Raw genomic sequence first — 20,149 nt, forward strand, 5'->3', positions numbered from 1 at the left:
CCCAGTCCCCCGCTTGGAAGGAGCCTCTGCGATGCAGGGCGACCCCGAGGTCATCGAATTTCTCAACGAGCAGCTGACCGCCGAGCTGACCGCGATCAACCAGTACTTCCTGCACGCGAAGATGCAGGAGAACTTCGGCTGGACGAAGCTCGCGAAGTACACGCGGCACGAGTCGTTCGACGAGATGAAGCACGCCGAGGTGCTCACCGATCGGATCCTCTTCCTGGAGGGCCTGCCGAACTACCAGCGGCTCTTTCACGTCCGGGTGGGTCAGACCCTCACCGAGATGTTCCAGGCCGACCGGCAGGTGGAGGTCGAGGCGATCGACCGCCTCAAGCGCGGGATCGAGGTGATGCGCGCCAAGGGCGACATCACGTCCGCGAACATCTTCGAGTCGATCCTCGAGGACGAGGAGCACCACATCGACTATCTGGACACCCAGCTGGAACTGGTCGAGAAACTCGGCGAGGCGCTCTACATCGCGCAGCTGATCGAGCAGCCGGAGAGCTAGGGCCCGTCTCAGGCCGCTTCGTTCAGTTCGGCCAGGACCGGCTTGCCCTGGTCCACCAGCTCACGGCGGGGGCACTCACCCCGGCCCAGCAGGGCCTGGATCCGGCGGACACAGGAACCGCAGTCCGTGCCGGCCTTGCATGCCGACGCTATCTGGCGGGGGGTGCAGGCACCGTCGTCCGCGTGCTTCCTCACCTGCGCCTCGGTAACACCGAAGCAGTTGCAGACGTACACGCGGGTCCACCTCCCGACGGGATTCCAGGTCGTGCCGTACCGATGGACCGAATGCCCGCTTGATCGGTGAGGCAAACCTAACCTTACCCGCCATGCCAGGACCGCAAAAGTGCCGTGGGCGCGGATCGTATGTGATCCGCGCCCCACTTCACCTGCGCGTAACAGGCGGAATCCCCGCTGATCTGCTACTGGTCCCGGTACATCTCGGCCACCAGGAAGGCCAGGTCGAGGGACTGGCTGCGGTTCAGGCGCGGGTCGCAGGCCGTCTCGTAGCGCTGGTGCAGGTCGTCGACGAAGATCTCGTCGCCGCCGCCCACGCACTCGGTGACATCGTCACCGGTGAGTTCGACATGGATGCCGCCCGGGTGCGTGCCCAGGCCCTTGTGGACCTCGAAGAAGCCCTTGACCTCGTCGAGCACGTCGTCGAAGCGCCGGGTCTTGTGGCCGGAGGCCGCCTCGTAGGTGTTGCCGTGCATCGGGTCGGTGATCCAGGCGACGGTCGCGCCGGAGGCGGTGACCTTCTCGACCAGCTCGGGCAGCTTGTCGCGGACCTTGTCCGCGCCCATCCGCACGATGAAGGTGAGGCGGCCCGGCTCGCGGTCCGGGTCGAGGCGCTCGATGTACTGCAGCGCGTCCTCGGCCGTGGTCGTCGGGCCCAGCTTGATCCCGATCGGGTTGCGGATCTTCGAGGCGAACTCGATATGCGCGCCGTCCAGCTGACGGGTGCGCTCGCCGATCCACACCATGTGCGCCGAGACGTCGTACAGCTGGCCCGTACGGGAGTCGACCCGGGTCAGCGCCGACTCGTAGTCCAGCAGCAGCGCCTCGTGCGAGGAGAAGAACTCGACGGTCTTGAACTCCTCCGGGTCGGTGCCGCAGGCCCGCATGAAGTTCATCGCGTTGTCGATCTCGCGGGCGAGCTGCTCGTAGCGCTGGCCGGAGGGGGACGACTTCACGAAGTCCTGGTTCCAGGCGTGCACCTGGCGCAGGTCGGCGTAGCCGCCGGTGGTGAAGGCGCGCACCAGGTTGAGCGTGGAGGCGGAGGCGTTGTACATCCGCTTCAGGCGCTCGGGGTCCGGGATCCGGGACTTCTCGTCGAAGTCGAAGCCGTTGACCGAGTCGCCGCGGTACGTCGGCAGGGTCACGCCGTCGCGGGTCTCGGTGCCCTTGGAGCGCGGCTTGGAGTACTGGCCGGCGATGCGGCCGACCTTCACGACCGGCACCGAGGCGGCGTAGGTGAGTACGGCGCCCATCTGGAGCAGGGTCTTGAGCTTGTTGCGGATGTGGTCGGCGGACACGCCGTCGAAGGCCTCGGCGCAGTCGCCGCCCTGGAGGAGGAACGCCTCTCCCTTGGCGACGGACGCCATCCGGGCGCGCAGCTGGTCGCACTCGCCCGCGAAGACGAGCGGCGGATACGACTCGAGGTCCGCGATCACATCGCGCAGAGCCTCGGCATCGGGGTACTCGGGCTGCTGCGCCGCGGGCAGGTCTCGCCAGGTGTTGCCAGCGCTCGCGCTGGACTTAGCGTTCACGGTCACCTCGACAACATTACGGGGTCGTGTCGAGCGTCCATCCACCTGCTCATCAAGTGAGACGGACCGCGCTCGATCGGCGGGGCTCGCGGGCGGCCGTACGACGGGTTCGCACGACCGCCGGCGGAGCGGAGGGGACGCGGCTGGGACAGGTCTGGACAGGTCCTAGTCCACGTCGAGCCGGTCGCGGTCGATGGAGATCGTCACATAGCCGTGGGTCTCGGTCGTGTCGCCCACGTACTGGTGGATCCGCTGGTGCTTGGCCCACAGAGTTCCGGGGATCGTGGGGTCGGAGGTGGTCGGCTCGCCGTTCCAGCGGGCGAAGTGGATCACGTCGGGCAGGGTGACGTCGTTCCGGGCGGCCACCAGGTCGGTGACCAGGGACGAGGTGCTGCCGTACGCGCCGGAGCGATAGCCCAGTTCGTGCAGGCGTTCGGTGTAGGCGTCGAGGTAGGCGAGCACCTGGGAGGTCACGGTTCCTCCGGGCTCGTAGTGCTCCATGTCGTCGTAGATCACTGTGCCCTTGGCGAAGCCGAGGGCGGCGGCCTGGTGGGCCGCGTCGTCGGCGGCCGCGGTGCCCTGTGGCTTCGGGTCGGTGATGGCCGCGCAGTCGCCCTGGCAACTGCCGCCGTCGGAGGAGGGCTGCCGGCCGACGTACAGCGGGAAGAACCGCCAGCCGCGCGTGTACTGGGTCTGCACCCACCCGGCGGTGAGGTTCGTCTGGGCGCAGGCGCGGTTGATCCCGCCGATGTAGACGCCGATGGCTCCGTAGCCGGACGCGTCCCGCCAGGCGTCCATCGCCGACTGGTTCGGCGCGGTGCAGGCGTCGAAGCCCTCGCCCCGGAAGGACGTCGCGTCCGCGGGCAGGGGCGCCGCGGCGGGCACCTCTGTGGTCTCCTCGACCTGCGCAGCGGCGACGGGCAGCCCGGCGCTGCGCAGGACGTCCTGGATCCGGGTGCGGTCGTATCCATACGCGGCGGTCACGGCGATCCGGTCGGCGGTGGCCCGGTACGTACGGGTCGTGCGGTTCTCGGTGACGGCGCTCGCGGCGGCGGGGGCGGGGGTCGGCTGGATCAGGAGCGCTTCGGTACGTCCCCTGGCGCGTGCCGGGCAGTTCTGGCGGGTGCCCGGCGTGCCGAGGTACACGGCGTGCTGGTCGAAGCGGACACAGGCGTCGGGATGTCGCTCCAGGTCGACGACCTGCCAGGAGGCGGGGACGGTGAACGCGTGGCCGCGGTAGGCGACCCGTGCGGTGTCCTCGGAGTCGGAGGGGCTCGGGGCCGCGTGCGCGGCGCCGAGCGGGCCCGCGGCGAGAGCCGCGACCGCGAGGAACACCGTGAGCGCGCGGACGCCGCGGCGGCGGGGCTGGGGTGCATGGGCTGCGTGGATGGCTCTCTCCTCGGTCGGGTTTCCTGGCCATCCATGGCCGGTGGCCGCGCGGTCCGAACGCCACACGCGAACGGTTCACGCTGTTGCCCGTCCCCCGGCGTCGGGTAAGGTGCGGCGCATGTTCGCGCACTCGACCCAGAACTGGTGGTGGACCGCTCATCCGGCGGCCCACTGACTGCGCGTACGCAAGACTTCGCGAAAGGCCGCCCGAGGGGCGGCCTTCGGTGTTTCCCGGGGTCGTTCCTCTCTGACCGAGAAGGAACAGGACCGATGAATCTGCTCGACCTGCTGGACGATCCCCGCCCGTTCGCCCTGCTGCGCCGCCGTACGCCGGGCCACCACCACGAGGTCGTGGAGCTGCTGCTCGGCCCGGTGCGCGAGGTGGACGCCCTTGCGGACATCCCCGACGAGGGCCTGGCGCTCATCCCCTTCCGGCAGATCCGCGAGCGCGGTTTCGACGTCCGCGACGACGGCACTCCGCTCGCGGTGCTCACCCCCGAGGAGACGTACGAACTCCCGCTGGAGCGGGTCCTTTCGCAGCTGCCGTCGCACGAGGTGCGCGTCGAGGGCGGCAGCTTCGACGTCGACGACGAGGAGTACGCCGGGATCGTCGGGCGGGTGCTCCGCGAGGAGATCGGGCGGGGCGAGGGCGCGAACTTCGTGATCCGGCGTACGTACGAGGGTGCGATCCCGGGGTTCGGGAGGGCCGACGCGCTCGCGCTGTTCCGTCGGCTCCTGGTCGGCGAGCGGGGCGCGTACTGGACATACGTCGTGCACACCGGGGACCGCACGCTCGTCGGCGCGAGCCCAGAGGTTCATGTGCGGATGTCGGGCGGCACTGTCGTGATGAACCCGATCAGCGGGACCTACCGCTACCCGGCCGAGGGGCCCACACCGGAGGATCTGCTCGCCTTCCTCGCCGACGGCAAGGAGATCGAGGAGCTCTCGATGGTCGTCGACGAGGAGCTCAAGATGATGTGCACGGTCGGCGACATGGGCGGCGTGGTGATCGGGCCACGGCTCAAGGAGATGGCCCATCTCGCGCACACGGAGTACGAGTTGCGGGGCCGGTCCTCGCTCGATGTGCGGGACGTCCTGCGCGAGACCATGTTCGCGGCGACCGTCACCGGATCACCGGTGCAGAACGCGTGCCGGGTGATCGAGCGGCACGAGGTCGGCGGGCGCGGCTATTACGCGGGAGCGCTGGCCCTCGTGGGACGGGACGCGGGCGGAGCACAGACCCTCGACTCCCCCATCCTCATCCGGACCGCCGACATCGACGCCGACGGGCGGCTGCGGGTGCCGGTCGGCGCCACCCTCGTACGGGGATCGGATCCGGCGAGCGAGGTCGCCGAGACGCACGCCAAGGCGGCGGGCGTGCTGGCGGCCCTGGGGGTCGTGGGGACGAGGCCGCGCGAGGAGCGCGTACGGCCGAGGCTGGCCGACGACCCGCGGGTGCGGGCGGCGCTGGACGGGCGGCGGGCCTCGCTCGCGCCGTTCTGGCTGCGGATGCAGGAGCGGGGCGACGCGCTCGAGGGCCATGCCCTCGTCGTGGACGGCGAGGACACCTTCACCGCGATGCTGGCGCATCTGCTGCGGTCGTCGGGGCTCGAGGTGAGCGTACGGCGCTACGACGAGCCGGGGCTTGGGGAGGCCGTCGCGCGGCACGAGGGGCCGCTGATCCTGGGCCCCGGGCCCGGTGACCCCTCAGATATGACGGACCCCAAGATGCGGTTCCTGCGGGAACTCACCGCCGACGTCATCCGCACCCACCGCCACGGCGTCCTCGGTGTCTGCCTCGGACATGAGCTGATCGCGGCCGAGCTGGGCCTGGAGATCGTCCGCAAGGAAGTGCCGTACCAGGGAGCGCAGAGCGAGATCGACCTCTTCGGGCGGACGGAGACCGTCGGCTTCTACAACAGCTTTGTGGCGCGCTGCGACGAGGAGACGGGGGCGGAACTCGCGGCCCACGGCATCGAGGTCAGCCGGAGCGACAGCGGCGAGGTGCACGCGATGCGCGGTCCCGGGTTCGCGGGCGTCCAGTTCCACCCGGAGTCGGTGCTGACGCTGAACGGCGCGGCTGTCGCGGGGGCACTGATCGATCAGATGAGGGGCACCAGCACGTTCTCCGAGCGGCGGCCCTCGGTGTAGTCGAGGACGTTGGTGACCGTGGCGTCGACGATCTGGCCGACGGCGTCCTCGGTGTAGTACGCCTGGTGGGAGGTGACCAGGACGTTCGGGAAGGTGACGAGGCGGGCCAGGGTGTCGTCCTCGATGGCTTCGAGGGACTTGTCGAGGAAGAAGAGTCCGGCTTCCGCCTCGTACACGTCGAGGCCGACGCCCGTGAAACGGCCCTCGCGCAGTTCGGCGACGAGGGCCTGGGTGTCGATCAGGCCGCCCCGGCTGGAGTTCACCAGGATCGCGTCGTCCTTCATGCCGCGCAGGGCGTCGGCGTCGATGAGGTGCTGAGTCTGAGGCATCAGCGGTACGTGCAGGGTGACCAGGTCGGACTCGGCGAGGAGGCGTTCCTTGGGGACGTACTTCATGCCGAGTTCGACGCAGGCCGGGTTCTGGGCGATGTCCCAGCCGAGCAGGTTCATGCCGAAGCCGTGGGCGATCCGGCTGAACGCTTCGCCGATCTTGCCGGTGCCGAGGACGCCCGCGGTGCGGCCGTGCATGTCGCGGCCCATCAGCCCGTCGAGGCGGAAGTCGAAGTCGCGGGTGCGGGTGGCGGCGCGCACGATCCGGCGGTTGACGGCCAGGCCGAGGGCCCAGGCGAACTCGGCGACGGAGTGCGGCGAGTAGGAGGAGACCCGGGCGACGGTCATGCCGAGGCGCTCGGCGACCTTGAGGTCGATGTTGTTGAAGCCGGTGGAGCGCTGGGCGATGAGCTGACTTCCGCCGGCCGCCAGGGTCTGCAGGACGCGGTGGCCCAGGGCGCAGTTGACGCTGGTGGAGACGGCCTCGTAGCCGGCCGCGATGGGGGCGGTGTCCTCGTTCAGGAAGACGTCCAGGCAGCGGACTTCGTGGTGCCCTTCGAAGGCCTTCTCGATCAGGGGCTTCTCGTCGGACTGCACGCCGAAGGCGAGGACCTCCACGCTTCCTCCCGGTCTGCAGGGTTATGGGCCGAATATACGGCCCATAACCCTGGCGCGCCGGGCAGCGATCCGCCGTCAGCCGTCAGCCGTCAGCCGTCAGCCGTCAGCCGTCAGCCGTCAGCCGTCAGCCGTCAGCCGTCAGCCGTCAGCCGTCAGCCGAAGAAGACGCCGACCTCCTCGTAAAGTTTCGGGTCGACGGTCTTGAGTTTGGCCGTGGCCTCGGAGATGGGGACGCGGACGATGTCCGTGCCGCGCAGGGCGACCATCTTGCCGAAGTCGCCGTCCCGGACGGCCTCGATGGCGTGCAGGCCGAAGCGGGTGGCGAGCCAGCGGTCGAAGGCGCTGGGGGTGCCACCGCGCTGGATGTGGCCGAGGACCGTGGTCCGCGCCTCCTTTCCGGTGCGCCTCTCGATCTCCTTGGCCAGCCACTCGCCGACGCCGGAGAGCCGGACGTGCCCGAAGGAGTCGAGCGTGCCGTCCTTGAGGACCATGTCGCCGTCCTTGGGCATGGCGCCCTCGGCGACGACCACGATCGGGGCGTACGAGGCCTTGAAGCGGGAGGTGATCCAGGCGCAGACCTGGTCGACGTCGAAGCGCTGCTCGGGGATGAGGATGACGTTCGCGCCGCCCGCGAGTCCGGAGTGCAGCGCGATCCAGCCCGCGTGACGGCCCATCACCTCGCAGACGAGGACGCGCATATGCGACTCGGCGGTGGTGTGGAGGCGGTCGATCGCCTCCGTCGCGATGCCGACCGCCGTGTCGAAGCCGAAGGTGTAGTCGGTGGCCGAGAGGTCGTTGTCGATGGTCTTCGGTACGCCGATGACATGGATGCCGTACTCGTCGGCGAGCCGCGCCGCGACCCCCAGGGTGTCCTCGCCGCCGATCGCGATGAGCGCGTCGACCTCCTGCTTGGCGAGGTTCTCCTTGATCCGGCGGATGCCGTTCTCCTGCTTGAGGGGGTTGGTGCGCGAGGAGCCGAGGATGGTGCCGCCGCGGGGCAGGATGCCGCGCACGGCGGGAATGTCGAGCCGGACCGAGTCCCCTTCGAGCGGACCCCGCCAGCCGTCCCGGAAGCCGACGAAGTCATAGCCGTACTCCTGCACGCCCTTACGGACGATGCCCCGGATGACGGCGTTGAGCCCGGGGCAGTCGCCGCCTCCGGTCAGTACTCCGACCCGCATGGAAAGTCCCTTCGCCGCGGTTGCCTGATGGACTCACGCTAATAGTGATCCAGGTCACTTCGGCATGGGGCGGAAGGTCAATTCCGGTGAATTGTCGCGGAGTTGATCAGTGAATATCACCCGAAGGTGAGTATCAGGCGGTTTACGCCTCGTCCAGGCCGCGCTCTATGGCGTAGCGCACCAGCTCCACGCGGTTGTGCAACTGGAGCTTGCCCAGGGTGTTCTGCACATGGTTTTGCACCGTGCGGTGGGAGATGACGAGGCGCTCGGCTATCTGCTTGTAGCTCAGGCCCTTGGCCACCAGCCGGAGCACCTCGGTCTCCCGGTCGGTGAGCTGCGGGGCCCTGGGCTCGTCGGCGCCCGCGGCGGGCGCCGGTTCGGAAGCCAGCCGGCGGTACTCGCCGAGGACCAGGCCCGCGAGTCCGGGCGTGAATACCGGGTCCCCGACAGCCGTACGGCGCACCGCGTCGAGCAGCTCCTCGGTGGACGCCGACTTGAGCAGATAGCCGGTGGCGCCGGACTTCACCGCCTCCAGGACGTCAGCGTGCTCGCCGCTGGCGGACAGGACCAGGACGCGCAGCGCCGGGTTCGCGCCGACCAGCTCCTTGCAGACCTGGACGCCCGGCTTGGCGGGCAGATTCAGGTCGAGCACGAGGACGTCGGGCGCTGCGGCCCGGGCGCGGCGCACGGCCTGCTCGCCGTCGCCCGCGGTGGCGACCACGTCGAAGCCGGACTCGGCCAGGTCCCGGGCGACGGCGTCGCGCCACATGGGGTGATCGTCGACCACCATGACCTTGATCGGCCCCTCGCCCCGCACGTCCATGGCCTCCGTCGTCGCCGTCATCGCCGCCCCACCGTCGCCGTCATCGCCGCCCCGCCCTCTCCGTCATCCCGGGACGCCCTCGCCGTCATCGCCGCCCCACCGTCGCCGTCATCGCCGCCCCACCCTCTCCCTCATCCCGGGACGCCCTCTGCGCCATCCCGGGACGCCCTCGCCGTCATCGCCGGACCACTGTCCTCGTCATCGCCGTCATCGCCGTACCGCCTTCCCCCGTGAGACCTTCAGCTCCTTCGGTACCTTCAGCTCGACTTCTGTGCCCTGGCCCGGCACCGAGATCAGCTCGGCCGTGCCGCCCAGCTCGCGCAGCCGGCCGCGGATCGACAGGGCGACCCCGAGCCGCCCCTCGCCCTCGGCCTGGGCTAGTCGGCCCTCCGGGATGCCGGGGCCGTCGTCGCGGACGGTCACGATCACCGCGTCCGGCTCGTCCTCGACCAGGATCCAGGCCCGGGCGTCCGCACCGGCGTGCTCGCGGACATTGTCCAGGGCGGCACCGACAGCGGCGGCCAGTTCCCTGGCGGCGGCCGGGTCGAGCGGCACGGGCGCGCCGGGTTCGGAGAAGGTCACTCGGGCGGCGGCGTACGGGGCGAGCAGCGCGCGCAGGTCGACGGGGCCGTCCTCGTCGGGCTCCTCCACCGCACGTACGAGGGCGCCCTGGGCGGCGTCCTCGGACACCCGGGACACGGGGATCAGGCCGCCCGAGACCAGCGTGCGCAGCGCGACCTCCTGCTCGCCGGCCATCCGGCCCAGCTCGGCCGCCTCGCCGCCGAGCGCGGAGCCGCGCCGCTGCACCATGGCGAGGACCTGGAGCACGCTGTCGTGGATGTCGCGGGCGAGGCGCTCGCGTTCGCGGGTGGCGGCCTCGATCTCCAGGGCGCGGGCGAGGGTGCGCTCGGAGGCGCGGGCGACCTCGACGACGTATCCGATGGCGATGGAGGCGACCCAGACGAGGATCACGTTGTGAACGGTGTCGCGGGTCGGGGCGCCGCGCTCGACGATGTTGACGGCGGCGACGAGGGTGGAGGCGAAGGCCGCCCAGCGCCAGCCGCCCTTGATCGCGAAGGCGAGCACGGACCCGGCGGTCCATATCGACGGCAGGGTCGGGCCACCGGCCTCTATCCGCGAGGAGGCGTCGGCGACCCGGGTGAGCAGGATGCCGACGAGCGCGATGGTGAGGTCCGCGGTGAGGAACCGCTTCGTGCAGCTGGCCGCGTTAGCGACCCTGGGGAGGGTCGCGAGGGTCCAGACGAACAGCAGCGCGTAGAACGCGATGGCCACCCAGGGGCGGGCGAACTTGTCGTACGCGGTGGCGAAAAGCCCGACCGCGTACAGCATGGTCAGGACGCGGTACGCGGTGAGCGCGCGCCACAGCGGCTGCTCGACCGACATCCTCATGACTCTCTCGCGCTTGGCCATGTCCCCCCACCCACCCCACCACTCCTGACGGACGCGTCTAGGAGCCGGACCGTTCCTTCTCCGCCTGTTCGGCTTCCTTGGCGGCCTGCTTCTCCGCTTCCGCGAGCGCGGCCTTCGCCGCCTTCTCGGCGTCCTTCTCGGCCTTCGCCGCCTCCGCGATCTGCCGCTTGGCGGCCGTCGCATATATGTCGACGTACTCCTGGCCGGAGAGCTTCATGATCTCGTACATGACCTCGTCGGTCACCGCGCGGAGCACGAAACGGTCGGACTCCATGCCGCTGTAACGGCTGAAGTCCAGCGGCTTGCCGATGCGGATGCCCGGGCGCATCAGCTTGGGCATCACCTTGCCCGGCGGCTGGATCTTCTCGGTGTCGATCATCGCGACGGGGATGACCGGCGCGCCGGAGGCGAGCGCCACGCGCGCGAGGCCACCGGGTTTGCCACGGTAGAGGCGGCCGTCGGGCGAGCGCGTGCCCTCCGGGTAGATGCCGAACAACTCACCGCGCTCCAGCACATCGATGCCGCTCTTGATGGCGGCCTCACCGGCGCCGCGCGCGCCGGAGCGGTCGACCGGGAGCTGGCCGACGCCCTTGAAGAAGGCGGCGGTCATCCGGCCCTTGATACCGGGCGTCGTGAAGTACTCGGCCTTCGCGATGAAGGTCACCTTGCGGTCGAGGACCGCGGGCAGGAAGAACGAGTCCGAGAACGACAGGTGATTGCTCGCCAGAATGGCGGGGCCCTCGGCGGGGATGTTCTCGAGGCCTTCCACCCAGGGTCTGAAGGCGAGCTTCAGTGGCCCTCCGATGGAAAACTTCATTGCGCCGTAGATCAACCGAGTGCCTCCTGTGTCGTCGTTCAGACCTTAACCCGGAGCACCGTCAAAGGAGCCGACGACCCTGGTCGGTGTCAGTGCGGTCGCGTACGGTGAACCACACCTGGACTCGTTCACGCCCCTCTCATGAACAGGAGACCGAAGGTGCCGGTCCTTCCTGGAGCCGAGCCGTTCCGCCACGAGGGCGGAGAGGTCGGCGTCCTCCTCTGCCACGGTTTCACCGGGTCCCCGCAGTCGCTGCGCCCCTGGGCGGAGTATCTCGCCGGACGCGGTCTGACCGTCGCGCTGCCGCTGCTGCCGGGGCACGGCACCCGCTGGGAGGACATGCAGCTCACCGGCTGGCAGGACTGGTACGCGGAGGTGGACCGCGAGCTGCGCGCCCTGAGGGAGCGGTGCGCGCAGGTGTTCGTCTTCGGCCTCTCCATGGGCGGCGCCCTGACGCTGCGCCTGGCGGCCAAGCACGGTGACGAGATCAGCGGCGTCGTGCTGGTCAACCCGGCGAACAAGGTGCACGGTCTTGCCGCGTACACCCTTCCGGTGCTGCGGCACTTCGTCCGTACGGCGAAGGGCATCACGAGCGACATCGCCAAGGACGACGGCCTCGAGGTCGGCTACGACAAGGTGCCGCTGCACGCGGCGCACTCGATGCGCATCTTCTACCGCCTGGTCGACGGCGAGCTGCCCCAGGTCACCCAGCCGATGCTGCTGCTGCACAGCCCCCAGGACCATGTCGTGCCGCCCGCCGACTCGGCGCGCATCCTCAGCCGTGTGTCGTCCATGGACGTGACGGAGATCCTGCTGGAACAGAGCTACCACGTCGCGACGTTGGACCACGACGCGGACCGGATCTTCGAGGAGAGCTACGCGTTCATCGCCCGGCTCGCACCCAGTGCCGGCAAGGAGTCCGGCGCGGGTCAGGTGAGTCAGCAGGAAGGGACGGCCACCGGTGGCTGAGCACGACGCGGAGCGCGGCGATTCCGAGGAGAAGGGCGTACCTGTCGGCGAGCCCGTCGGGGAGTCCCTCGACGAGGAGCAGGGCGCGGCCTTCGACGAGGACGCCGCGTGGCAGGCCATCGTCGAGGGATACGGCGAGGAGCCGGTGGACCCGCCCGGCGCAAAACCGTTCAAGTCGGTCGAGGACCTGGCGCTGCTCGACCCGGAGACGAACGACCGGCCCGAGAGCGCGGAGCAGGAGGAGTCCGGGGAGAAGCCGGCCGCGGCAGGCCCCCTGGGCGGCTCCGTCTCCTTCGCGCCCGGCGTCGGCGGCCCGCGCGACTACAAGGCGCCCGAGTCGACCGACGAGGACTTCGACGAGGACGACGAGGGCCACTTCGTACCGCCCGAGCCGCCCCCGCTGCCGGCCGCCGACACCACGGCCAAGTTCGCCTGGCTCGGCGTGATCGGCGGCCCGATCCTGCTGCTGCTGGCCGTCCTCCTCGGCTGGGACATGACCTGGTGGCTGGCCACCCTCAGCATCGGCGGCTTCCTCGGCGGCTTCGCCACGCTGGTGATGCGCATGAAGACCGACGACGAGGACGGGGACGATCCCGGCCGCGGCGCGGTGGTCTGACAACCGCCTCAGCTCGCGGGCACCCTGAGGGCGGCCAGGACCGGCAGATGGTCCGTGGCCGACCGCAGATCCGTCTCGGCGATCCCCGCCAGCCCCAGCGGCACCCCGCACCCCAGGACCTCGACCCCTTCCGTGGCGAAGATCGCGTCAATGCGCTGGTGCGGGTCGACGGGCGTGGAGGTGTACTCCGCACCCCAGGGCCGGGTCGCCCAGCCGTCCTGAAGAACACCAGCAAGGCGCTGGAACGTACGCCCGCCGGGGCGCTCATTGAGATCGCCCCCCGCCACGGCATACGGGACACCAAGCCCGGCGAGCCGATCGAGAAGCATGCCCCCCTGCGCGTACCGCTCGTCCTTCTGAAGACTCAGATGACAGCTGAGCACACCGAGCCTGACGCTCCCGAACCGCACCACGGCCGTCGCGAACCCACGCCGATGCAGCCCGGGCGTGAGCGGGAGCAGCACGTCCTCGGTACGTTCGACGGTCGCCCGCAGCGAGCACAGAAGAGCGGGCCCGGATGCCGTGGCACCCCCCGAGAGGATCATCATCCCCGAGGCCGCAGCCAGCCGAGCCAGCTTCTTGCGCCACCGAAAGAACCGCGGCGCCTCCTGAACCAGCACAAGGTCCGGCTCACAAGCCCTGATCACCCGCGCGAGCGCACCGGTGTCATCACGCATCGACCGGATGTTGTAACTGAGCACCCGAACCACGACCGAACCATCGTCCTCGGTACGGGAGTTGGGCAGCGGACTGACGAAGGAGCTGGCCGACATGGCGATCAACATACGACACCTCACGCCACCACGACCGCACACCGACACGAAGCCGCACCCGCCCACCGGCGGAAGGGGCCGTGCCGGTACATCGAATGCCCGCATCCGAACGGATCGAAGGAAGAGAGCACCCTTCCATCCCACAGCTGATCCGTTCGGATGCGGGCGGATGTACCGGCGCGGCCCCGCCCCACCACCGGACCGGGGGCGAACCTCACCGCCGGACCGGGCCGAAACCCATCACCGGACCGGGGGCGGACTCCGCCACCGGACCGGGCCGAACCCCGCTACCGGACCGGGGCGAACCCCACCCCCGGCGGAAAGCCGTCACATGATCGGGTCCGGCTCCCGGGCCAGGTCCGCCGCGCCCACAAGACCGGCCTTGTTCCCCAGCCGGGCCGCGATGACATCGGCCACCGGCCGCCAGTTCCCGCCCACCAGCCACCGCTTGTACGACTTACGGATCGGGTCGAGCACCAGCTCACCCTCGTCGGACAGCCCGCCGCCGACGATGAAGGCGGACGGATCGAACAGCGAGGCGAGATCAGCCAGGCCCGCACCGGCCCACCGGGCCAGCTCACGATAGGAGTCCACGGCGACGGGGTCACCCTGCCTCGCGGCCACCGAGATGTGCTTGCCCTCGATCCCGTCCGGCGTGCCATTGCCCAGCGCCAGCAGGATCTCCGCGTTCTCAGGAGTCGCGTTGGCCCGCTGCTTGGCGTACCGAACGAGCGCCCGCCCGGAGGCGTACTGCTCCCAGCACCCCTGCGAACCGCACCCGCACAGCAGACCGTCCGGCACCACCCGGATGTGCCCGAACTCGGCGGCCACCCCGAAATGCCCGCGGCGCAGCTTGTTGCCGATGATGATGCCGCCGCCCAGGCCCGTGCCCAGGGTGATGCAGATGACGTTGCGGTGGCCCTTGCCCGCCCCGAACTTGTACTCGCCCCAGGCCGCCGCGTTCGCGTCGTTCTCGACGACGACCGGCAGGCCCACCCGGGCTTCGACCTCGGCCTTGAGCGGCTCCTGCCGCCAGTCGATGTTCGGCGCGAAGTAGACCGTCGAGCGCTGGCGGTTCACGTATCCCGCGGCACCGATGCCCACCCCGACGATGTCGTGACCGGCGCGCGCGCCCTCCACGGCGGAGGCGATGGCGTCCACGATGGCCCGCGGCGTGCTGGGGGTCGGCACCTTGTGCGTCGAGAGGATCTTGCCTTCCTCGTCGACCACACCGGCCGCGATCTTCGTGCCGCCGATATCGACGCCGATGGTGAGTCCCATGAATCCCTCAGTTTCGGTCGAGCCCCGCTATGGCCAACCGTACCCGAGGGGCCTTTAGTCCAAATCAATCCGCTCCCCGGGACCGGTTCCCTCATCGCGAGGGCCGGTGCCCGGGGTCGTCCAGCGCCGCTCCTGTGCCTCGACGGCCGAGCGGTAGGCGGCAAGCAGCTCGGAACCCGCGGCCGCGAGGTGATCGAACACATCCGGATTGCGCTCTATCACCGGTTCGACGGCGGCCTTGGCCTGCTGCACGACCTGGTTGACCATCTGCTGGGCCGTTCCGGAGGCGACCGCGCCGAAGAGCGGCGACTGCAGCCCGGACAGCTTGTCGGCGACGGCGTCGACGAGCTTGCGCAGCTCCTCGGCGGCCGAGCCCGGCTGCGCGCCGTACTGGGTCCGGCGGCGGGCCTTCTCCGCCGCGAGATCCTCGGCACATGCTTTGGCCCAGGCGTCGGCGTCGGTCGCGCGCGCCTCGTCGGCGCGCGACTCGTCGGCCGTCTCCTCCTGAGCGGCGTCGGATGTGGGGCGCTCTTCGCTCATGGCGGACTCCTGCCTACGATTCGTGCCTTCGACGTTACCCGAACGGGGGTACGCGGTTCATCGTGTCCGTGGCCACAGATCCGGATCCGGCGCGAAGCGGATCCTCAGCTCGCCCTCGCGCAGCGCCGCGCCCGCCACGGTGCAGCGGCGCAGGGCCGACGGGAGCGGGACGATCCTGCGGAACTGCCCGACGCTGACGACGAGTTCGTCGCCGCGCCGGATGAGGTCCAGTTCCTCGCGTATCGCGCCGGGGAGCGAGATGTGCCAGACGAGCACGCCGTCGTCGGCGAGGTGATCGGTGACGGGCCACTCGACGGGGGACGGCGTCTCGTTGACGCCGGGCACGGGGAGCGCGGCGAGATCGTCGGTGCCGCGCGGGTCGTGGCCGAGGTGCGGGACTTCGTGCAGGTCGTACGTCTCCCGCCACTCCTCCAGTGCCTTGCGCTGCTGCGCCGCGAGGGCCGCGAGCCAGGTGTCGTTCGTGGCGCCCGGCAGGACACGGCTCGCGACCAGGGAGTCGACGGGCAGGCCGCGCAGGGCGAGCGCGGTGGTGGCGGCGCGTACGGCGTCGCTGCCGGCCGGTCCCGGTTCGGCGACCAGCCGTACGGTCGTGGCGCGGTCCTCGACGACCGCCTGGACGGCGGCCAGCTCGATGTCCCAGCGCGCCGCCGTCTCGTACAGCCACTCCGCGGGCATCTGGACGCCCGCGAGCCGGCCGAGGACGGGCCGCAGGGCGCGGGCCGCCTGGCGCTCCGGCGGGAGCAGACGGCGCAGATAGCGGCGGAGTTCCTCGGGGAGGGCGAGGAGGGCGAGAGTCTGGGGGGCCGGGGGGAGGTCCACGACCAGAAGGTCGTACGACTCCGACATCGCGGCGTCGCGCAGGGCGCGGAGCAGCGCGAGTTCCTCGGCGCCGGGCAGGGGGGTGACTTCCTCGGCGTCCAGGCGTGCCGCTCCGAGGAGGTCGAGGGCCGTGGTGGCGCGGGACTGGAAGGCGGTGAGGTCGTCGCGGAAGCGTTCCGCCGCGTCGGGGCGCCAGGCGGTGAGGTTTTGCCCGGCTTCCTCCGGGTCCGCGCCTGTCGGTACGCCCAGGGCGGCGCCCAGGGTGTCCGTGCGGTCGGCGCTGAGCACCAGGGTGCGGGTGCCCTGGCGGGCGGCGTTCAGCGCGGTGGCCGCGGCGACGGTGGTACGGCCGGTGCCGCCTTGGCCGGTGATCAGGATGGTGCGCATGAGGGTGAACGGTACCTGCGCCTCGCCGACGGGGCGGACCCGCGCTTCCCGGTTGCCCGGAATCGGAGCGAGCCGCCCCTGGGGGCTCCGCCCCCAGACTCTCGTATCGCGCTTCGCGCTCGTACTCAAACGCCGGACGGGCCAAAAGATCTCCGGCGGGCTAAGAGTCCGACTCCACCCGCTTCTTCAGGCCCGCCAGGGCCCGGTCGATGATGACCTTCTCGGCCTTGCGCTTGATCATGCCGAGCATGGGGATCTTGACGTCGACGGTGAGCTGGTAGGTCACCTCGGTGGCCCCGGCGCCCGCGGGCTTGAGGAGGTAGGAGCCGTCCAGGGAGCGGAGCATCTGGGACTTGACCAGGGTCCAGGAGACCTCGTGGTCGCCGGTCCAGGTGTAGCCCAGGGTCTGGTCGTCCTTGATGGCGCCGGCGTCCATGACGAGGCGCACCTGCTCGGCGCGGCCCTGCTCGTCCGTGACGAGCACCTGGGCCTCCTTCACCTCGCCCGTCCAGTCCGGGTAGCGGGCGAAGTCGGCGATCACCGCCATGACGTCAGTCGGTGCCGCCTCGATCGTGATGCTCGAACTGGTGTGTTCCGCCATCGCGGTGGCTCCTCCAGATGCGGTCCGGTGAGGGAGGGTGGTGCGCACGTGTGTGCAGCGTGAAGGCTACCGCGCACAGCGCCGGGCGCTATCACCCCACCTGGGGTTCACCGCCGACGCCGGCTCACCACTCCAGCACCCAGGGTCTGCCCGACCCGGCGAAGTGGCCCACATTCACGCATTCCGTCGCCCCGACCCGCATCCGGCGGACCAGCGGCTGGTGGACGTGACCGAAGAGCGCGTAGCGGGGGCGCGTGCGCCGGATCGCGTCCAGCAGGGCGCGGGAGCCGCGCTCGAAGCGGCGCGCCACCGTGTCGTACACCAGCTCCGGCACCTCCGGCGGAATGTGCGTGCACAGCACGTCGACCTCGCCGACCGCCTCGACCTTGGCCGCGTACTCCTCGTCGCTGATCTCGTAGGGCGTCCGCATGGGGGTGCGCAGGCCGCCCCCGACGAAGCCGAAGGTCCAGCCGCCGATCTCCACCCGCTCGCCGTCGAGCACCCTTGTGCCGGGTCCGGCGTACTCCTGCCACAGCGTCGGCATGTCGACATTGCCGTACGTCGCGTACGTCGGTGTCGGGAACGCGGCGAACATCTCGGCGTACTGCTTGCGTACCGCCTTCTCGATGGCGGCGGCCCGGTCGGTGCCGATGCCGGTCCACAGCCGGGCGCCGAACGCGCGCGCCTCCTCGAAGCGGCGGGCGGTGCGCAGCTCGACGATGCGGTGGGCGTTCCCGACGCCGAACAGGTCGGGGAAGATGCCGCGCGAGTGGTCGGCGTAGTCGAGGAAGAGGACCAGGTCACCGAGGCAGATCAGGGCGTCCGCACCGTCACCGGCTCTGGCCAGGTCCCGGGCGTTGCCGTGCACGTCACTGACCACATGAACGCGCGTCCTCGGGTTACCGACCGGTGTGAGTGCCATGACGATCAAGCGTAGGCGTGTGGGGCAAATGTGAATAGAGGCGGTCGGACCTGCGGTTACTGGCAAGTCAGGAAAGGCGTGGACTACTGTGCGCGAAGGAACGCCAACACGTGTGACGCACAGAACATCTCGGCGGGACCCCCTGTCGAAGAAGCCATACCGGCGGGTAACGTCCGGCCAGTCCAGTCGTACTCAGGATTTCAACAAGTGATCTCTTGAGTACCTGCCCGAGCCTTGGACCGCACCGTCGCATCACACAGAGTCGTGGCGTCGGCGCCCTATGAGGAGCAGCAGTCTTGCGCGAGTTCAGCCTTCCGGCTTTGTACGAGGTCCCTGCGGACGGAAATCTCACCGACATCGTCCGCAGAAACGCCGCGCAGCATCCCGACGTAGCCGTCATCGCCCGCAAGGTGGGCGGCACCTGGACGGACGTCAGCGCCACCGCCTTCCTCGCCGAGGTGCGCGCCGCGGCCAAGGGCCTGATCGCATCGGGCGTGCAGCCCGGCGACCGGGTGGGCCTGATGTCCCGTACCCGCTACGAGTGGACGCTGCTCGACTTCGCCATCTGGAGCGCGGGCGCGATCACCGTGCCGGTGTACGAGACCAGCTCCGCCGAGCAGGTGCAGTGGATCCTCGGCGACTCGGGCGCGACCGCCTGTGTCGTGGAGCTGGACACGCACGCCGCCGCCGTGGAGTCGGTGCGCGACCGGCTGCCCGCCCTCAAGCACGTCTGGCAGATCGAGGCCGGCGGCGTCGAGGAGCTGGGGCGCCTCGGCAAGGACGTCAGCGACGCCACCGTCGAGGAGCGCAGCTCGCTCGCGAAGGCGGACGACCCGGCGACCATCGTCTACACCTCCGGCACCACCGGCCGTCCCAAGGGCTGTGTCCTCACCCACCGCGCCTTCTTCGCCGAGTGCGGCAACATCGTGGAGCGACTGCGCCCGCTGTTCCGGACGGGCGAGTGTTCCGTCCTCCTCTTCCTTCCGCTCGCGCACGTCTTCGGACGGCTGGTGCAGGTCGCGCCGATGATGGCGCCGATCAAGCTGGGCTGCGTCCCGGACATCAAGAACCTCACCGACGAACTGGCCGCGTTCCGGCCGACGCTGATCCTCGGTGTGCCGCGCGTCTTCGAGAAGGTGTACAACTCGGCGCGCGCCAAGGCGCAGGCGGACGGCAAGGGGAAGATCTTCGACAAGGCGGCGGACACGGCGATCGCGTACAGCCGCGCGCTGGACACCCCTTCGGGCCCGCCCCTCGGCCTGAAGATCAAGTACAAGACCTTCGACAAGCTCGTCTACAGCAAGCTGCGCGCGGTCCTCGGCGGTCGCGGCGAGTACGCCATCTCCGGCGGTGCCCCGCTCGGCGAGCGCCTCGGCCACTTCTTCCGCGGCATCGGCTTCACGGTCCTCGAGGGCTACGGCCTCACCGAGTCCTGCGCCGCCACCGCCTTCAACCCCTGGGACCGTACGAAGATCGGTACGGTCGGCCAGCCGCTGCCCGGTTCCGTGATCCGCATCGCGGACGACGGGGAGGTGCTGCTGCACGGCGAGCACCTCTTCAAGGGGTACTACAACAACGAGGCCGCGACCGCCGAGGCGCTGGCCGACGGCTGGTTCCACACCGGTGACATCGGCACCCTCGACGAGGACGGCTACCTCCGCATCACCGGCCGCAAGAAGGAGATCATCGTCACCGCGGGCGGCAAGAACGTGGCCCCGGCCGTGATCGAGGACCGTATCCGCGCGCACGCGCTGGTCGCCGAGTGCATGGTGGTCGGCGACGGGCGCCCCTTCGTCGGCGCGCTGGTCACCGTCGACGAGGAGTTCCTGGGCCGCTGGGCCGAGGAGCACGGGAAGCCTGCCGGCTCCACCGCGGAGTCTCTGCGTGCGGACGCGGACCTGGTCGCCGCGATCCAGGACGCGGTCGATGACGGCAACGCCGCCGTCTCGAAGGCGGAGTCCGTGCGCAAGTTCCGGATCCTCGCCTCCCAGTTCTCCGAGGAGTCGGGGCACCTCACGCCGTCGCTGAAGCTGAAGCGGAATGTGGTGGCGAAGGATTACGCCGACGAGATCGAGGCGATTTATCGGGGCTGACGCCCCAGCACCGCCCTGCCGCCTAGCGGCGGGGGTTTCGTTGCGGCCGACCCGCCGTGCGTGGTTGTTCGCGCAGTTCCCCGCGCCCCTGACAGGGGCGCGGGGCTGTGAC

20 protein-coding genes are annotated in these 20,149 nt (G+C 70.2%); 6 read left to right on the top strand and 14 right to left on the bottom strand.

Translation table 11 applies throughout. The annotated features are described in order from the left end of the window. Positions 1–31 precede the first annotated feature (31 nt). Positions 32–511: a bacterioferritin gene (gene bfr, locus AB0D27_RS18965; protein ID WP_362509624.1), complete on the top strand. Its 480-nt coding sequence runs from the start codon at positions 32–34 to the stop codon at positions 509–511. An 8-nt stretch (positions 512–519) separates the two neighbouring features. Here the strand turns inward: bfr and AB0D27_RS18970 are convergent, their stop codons facing one another. From AB0D27_RS18970 to AB0D27_RS18980, 3 genes are all read right to left on the bottom strand, one after another. Continuing rightward, on the bottom strand, positions 520–744 hold the full coding sequence (locus AB0D27_RS18970) for a (2Fe-2S)-binding protein (RefSeq protein WP_362509627.1): 225 nt from the start codon (positions 742–744) through the stop codon (positions 520–522). Between the two features lie 185 nt (positions 745–929). Beyond that, positions 930–2,282 carry a class II 3-deoxy-7-phosphoheptulonate synthase gene (locus tag AB0D27_RS18975; protein WP_362509630.1) on the bottom strand — a complete coding sequence of 451 codons (1,353 nt, stop codon included), beginning with the start codon at positions 2,280–2,282 and terminating at the stop codon, positions 930–932. Between the two features lie 159 nt (positions 2,283–2,441). Next, a complete protein-coding gene (locus AB0D27_RS18980; RefSeq protein ID WP_362509633.1) occupies positions 2,442–3,731 on the bottom strand; it encodes a glycoside hydrolase domain-containing protein in 1,290 nt (429 codons plus the stop codon). Between the two features lie 52 nt (positions 3,732–3,783). Here AB0D27_RS18980 and AB0D27_RS18985 point away from each other — a divergent pair, with 52 nt between their 5' ends. Together AB0D27_RS18985 and AB0D27_RS18990 are read left to right on the top strand one after the other, a co-directional pair. Next, positions 3,784–3,840 carry a trp operon leader peptide gene (locus AB0D27_RS18985; RefSeq protein WP_071528813.1) on the top strand — a complete coding sequence of 19 codons (57 nt, stop codon included), beginning with the start codon at positions 3,784–3,786 and terminating at the stop codon, positions 3,838–3,840. Positions 3,841–3,935: 95 nt separating this feature from the next. After that, a complete protein-coding gene (locus tag AB0D27_RS18990; protein ID WP_362509636.1) occupies positions 3,936–5,816 on the top strand; it encodes an anthranilate synthase family protein in 1,881 nt (626 codons plus the stop codon). Here AB0D27_RS18990 and AB0D27_RS18995 read toward each other — a convergent pair. The 5 genes from AB0D27_RS18995 to AB0D27_RS19015 form a co-directional block, all read right to left on the bottom strand. After that, on the bottom strand, positions 5,768–6,763 hold the full coding sequence (locus AB0D27_RS18995; protein WP_362509639.1) for a 2-hydroxyacid dehydrogenase: 996 nt from the start codon (positions 6,761–6,763) through the stop codon (positions 5,768–5,770). The two genes, AB0D27_RS18990 and AB0D27_RS18995, sit on opposite strands and share 49 nt — an antisense overlap. A gap of 152 nt (positions 6,764–6,915) precedes the next feature. Next, the gene (locus tag AB0D27_RS19000; RefSeq protein WP_362509642.1) at positions 6,916–7,944 is read right to left on the bottom strand and encodes a 6-phosphofructokinase; all 1,029 of its coding nucleotides are present in this window, start codon (positions 7,942–7,944) and stop codon (positions 6,916–6,918) included. Between the two features lie 142 nt (positions 7,945–8,086). Continuing rightward, positions 8,087–8,734 (bottom strand): response regulator transcription factor, encoded by a 648-nt coding sequence (locus AB0D27_RS19005; protein ID WP_362509685.1) that lies wholly within the window; start codon positions 8,732–8,734, stop codon positions 8,087–8,089. A 240-nt stretch (positions 8,735–8,974) separates the two neighbouring features. Beyond that, on the bottom strand, positions 8,975–10,198 hold the full coding sequence (locus tag AB0D27_RS19010; protein WP_362509645.1) for a DUF5931 domain-containing protein: 1,224 nt from the start codon (positions 10,196–10,198) through the stop codon (positions 8,975–8,977). A gap of 37 nt (positions 10,199–10,235) precedes the next feature. After that, entirely contained in the window at positions 10,236–11,015 is a 780-nt protein-coding gene (locus AB0D27_RS19015; protein WP_362509648.1) for a lysophospholipid acyltransferase family protein, read from the bottom strand. Positions 11,016–11,174: 159 nt separating this feature from the next. Between AB0D27_RS19015 and AB0D27_RS19020 the strand changes: the two genes are divergently transcribed. Both AB0D27_RS19020 and AB0D27_RS19025 read left to right on the top strand, forming a co-directional pair. Beyond that, entirely contained in the window at positions 11,175–11,984 is an 810-nt protein-coding gene (locus AB0D27_RS19020; RefSeq protein WP_362509651.1) for an alpha/beta fold hydrolase, read from the top strand. Continuing rightward, positions 11,977–12,600, top strand: coding sequence for a hypothetical protein (locus tag AB0D27_RS19025; protein WP_362509654.1), 624 nt, complete (start codon positions 11,977–11,979; stop codon positions 12,598–12,600). The genes AB0D27_RS19020 and AB0D27_RS19025 overlap by 8 nt, the downstream gene beginning before the upstream one ends. Before the next feature lie 8 nt (positions 12,601–12,608). On the opposite strand, the gene AB0D27_RS19030 is transcribed toward AB0D27_RS19025, so the two are convergent. The 6 genes from AB0D27_RS19030 to AB0D27_RS19055 all read right to left on the bottom strand — a co-directional run bounded on the left by AB0D27_RS19030 (position 12,609) and on the right by AB0D27_RS19055 (position 17,944). Beyond that, positions 12,609–13,373, bottom strand: a complete 765-nt coding sequence (locus tag AB0D27_RS19030) for an endonuclease/exonuclease/phosphatase family protein (protein ID WP_362509657.1) — start codon at positions 13,371–13,373, stop codon at positions 12,609–12,611. Positions 13,374–13,700: 327 nt separating this feature from the next. Further along, a complete protein-coding gene (locus tag AB0D27_RS19035) occupies positions 13,701–14,654 on the bottom strand; it encodes an ROK family glucokinase (RefSeq protein ID WP_362509660.1) in 954 nt (317 codons plus the stop codon). Between the two features lie 54 nt (positions 14,655–14,708). Beyond that, positions 14,709–15,194 (bottom strand): DUF5304 domain-containing protein, encoded by a 486-nt coding sequence (locus tag AB0D27_RS19040; RefSeq protein WP_362509663.1) that lies wholly within the window; start codon positions 15,192–15,194, stop codon positions 14,709–14,711. A gap of 57 nt (positions 15,195–15,251) precedes the next feature. Then, positions 15,252–16,421 (bottom strand): ArsA-related P-loop ATPase, encoded by a 1,170-nt coding sequence (locus AB0D27_RS19045; RefSeq protein WP_362509666.1) that lies wholly within the window; start codon positions 16,419–16,421, stop codon positions 15,252–15,254. Positions 16,422–16,581: 160 nt separating this feature from the next. Continuing rightward, entirely contained in the window at positions 16,582–17,022 is a 441-nt protein-coding gene (locus AB0D27_RS19050; protein WP_362509668.1) for an SRPBCC family protein, read from the bottom strand. A 124-nt stretch (positions 17,023–17,146) separates the two neighbouring features. Continuing rightward, positions 17,147–17,944 (bottom strand): metallophosphoesterase, encoded by a 798-nt coding sequence (locus tag AB0D27_RS19055; RefSeq protein WP_362509671.1) that lies wholly within the window; start codon positions 17,942–17,944, stop codon positions 17,147–17,149. A gap of 296 nt (positions 17,945–18,240) precedes the next feature. Here AB0D27_RS19055 and AB0D27_RS19060 point away from each other — a divergent pair, with 296 nt between their 5' ends. Next, positions 18,241–20,037 carry an AMP-dependent synthetase/ligase gene (locus tag AB0D27_RS19060; RefSeq protein WP_362509674.1) on the top strand — a complete coding sequence of 599 codons (1,797 nt, stop codon included), beginning with the start codon at positions 18,241–18,243 and terminating at the stop codon, positions 20,035–20,037. Positions 20,038–20,149 lie beyond the last annotated feature (112 nt).

This window comes from Streptomyces sp. NPDC048415, from assembly GCF_040651675.1.
GTDB lineage: Bacteria > Actinomycetota > Actinomycetes > Streptomycetales > Streptomycetaceae > Streptomyces.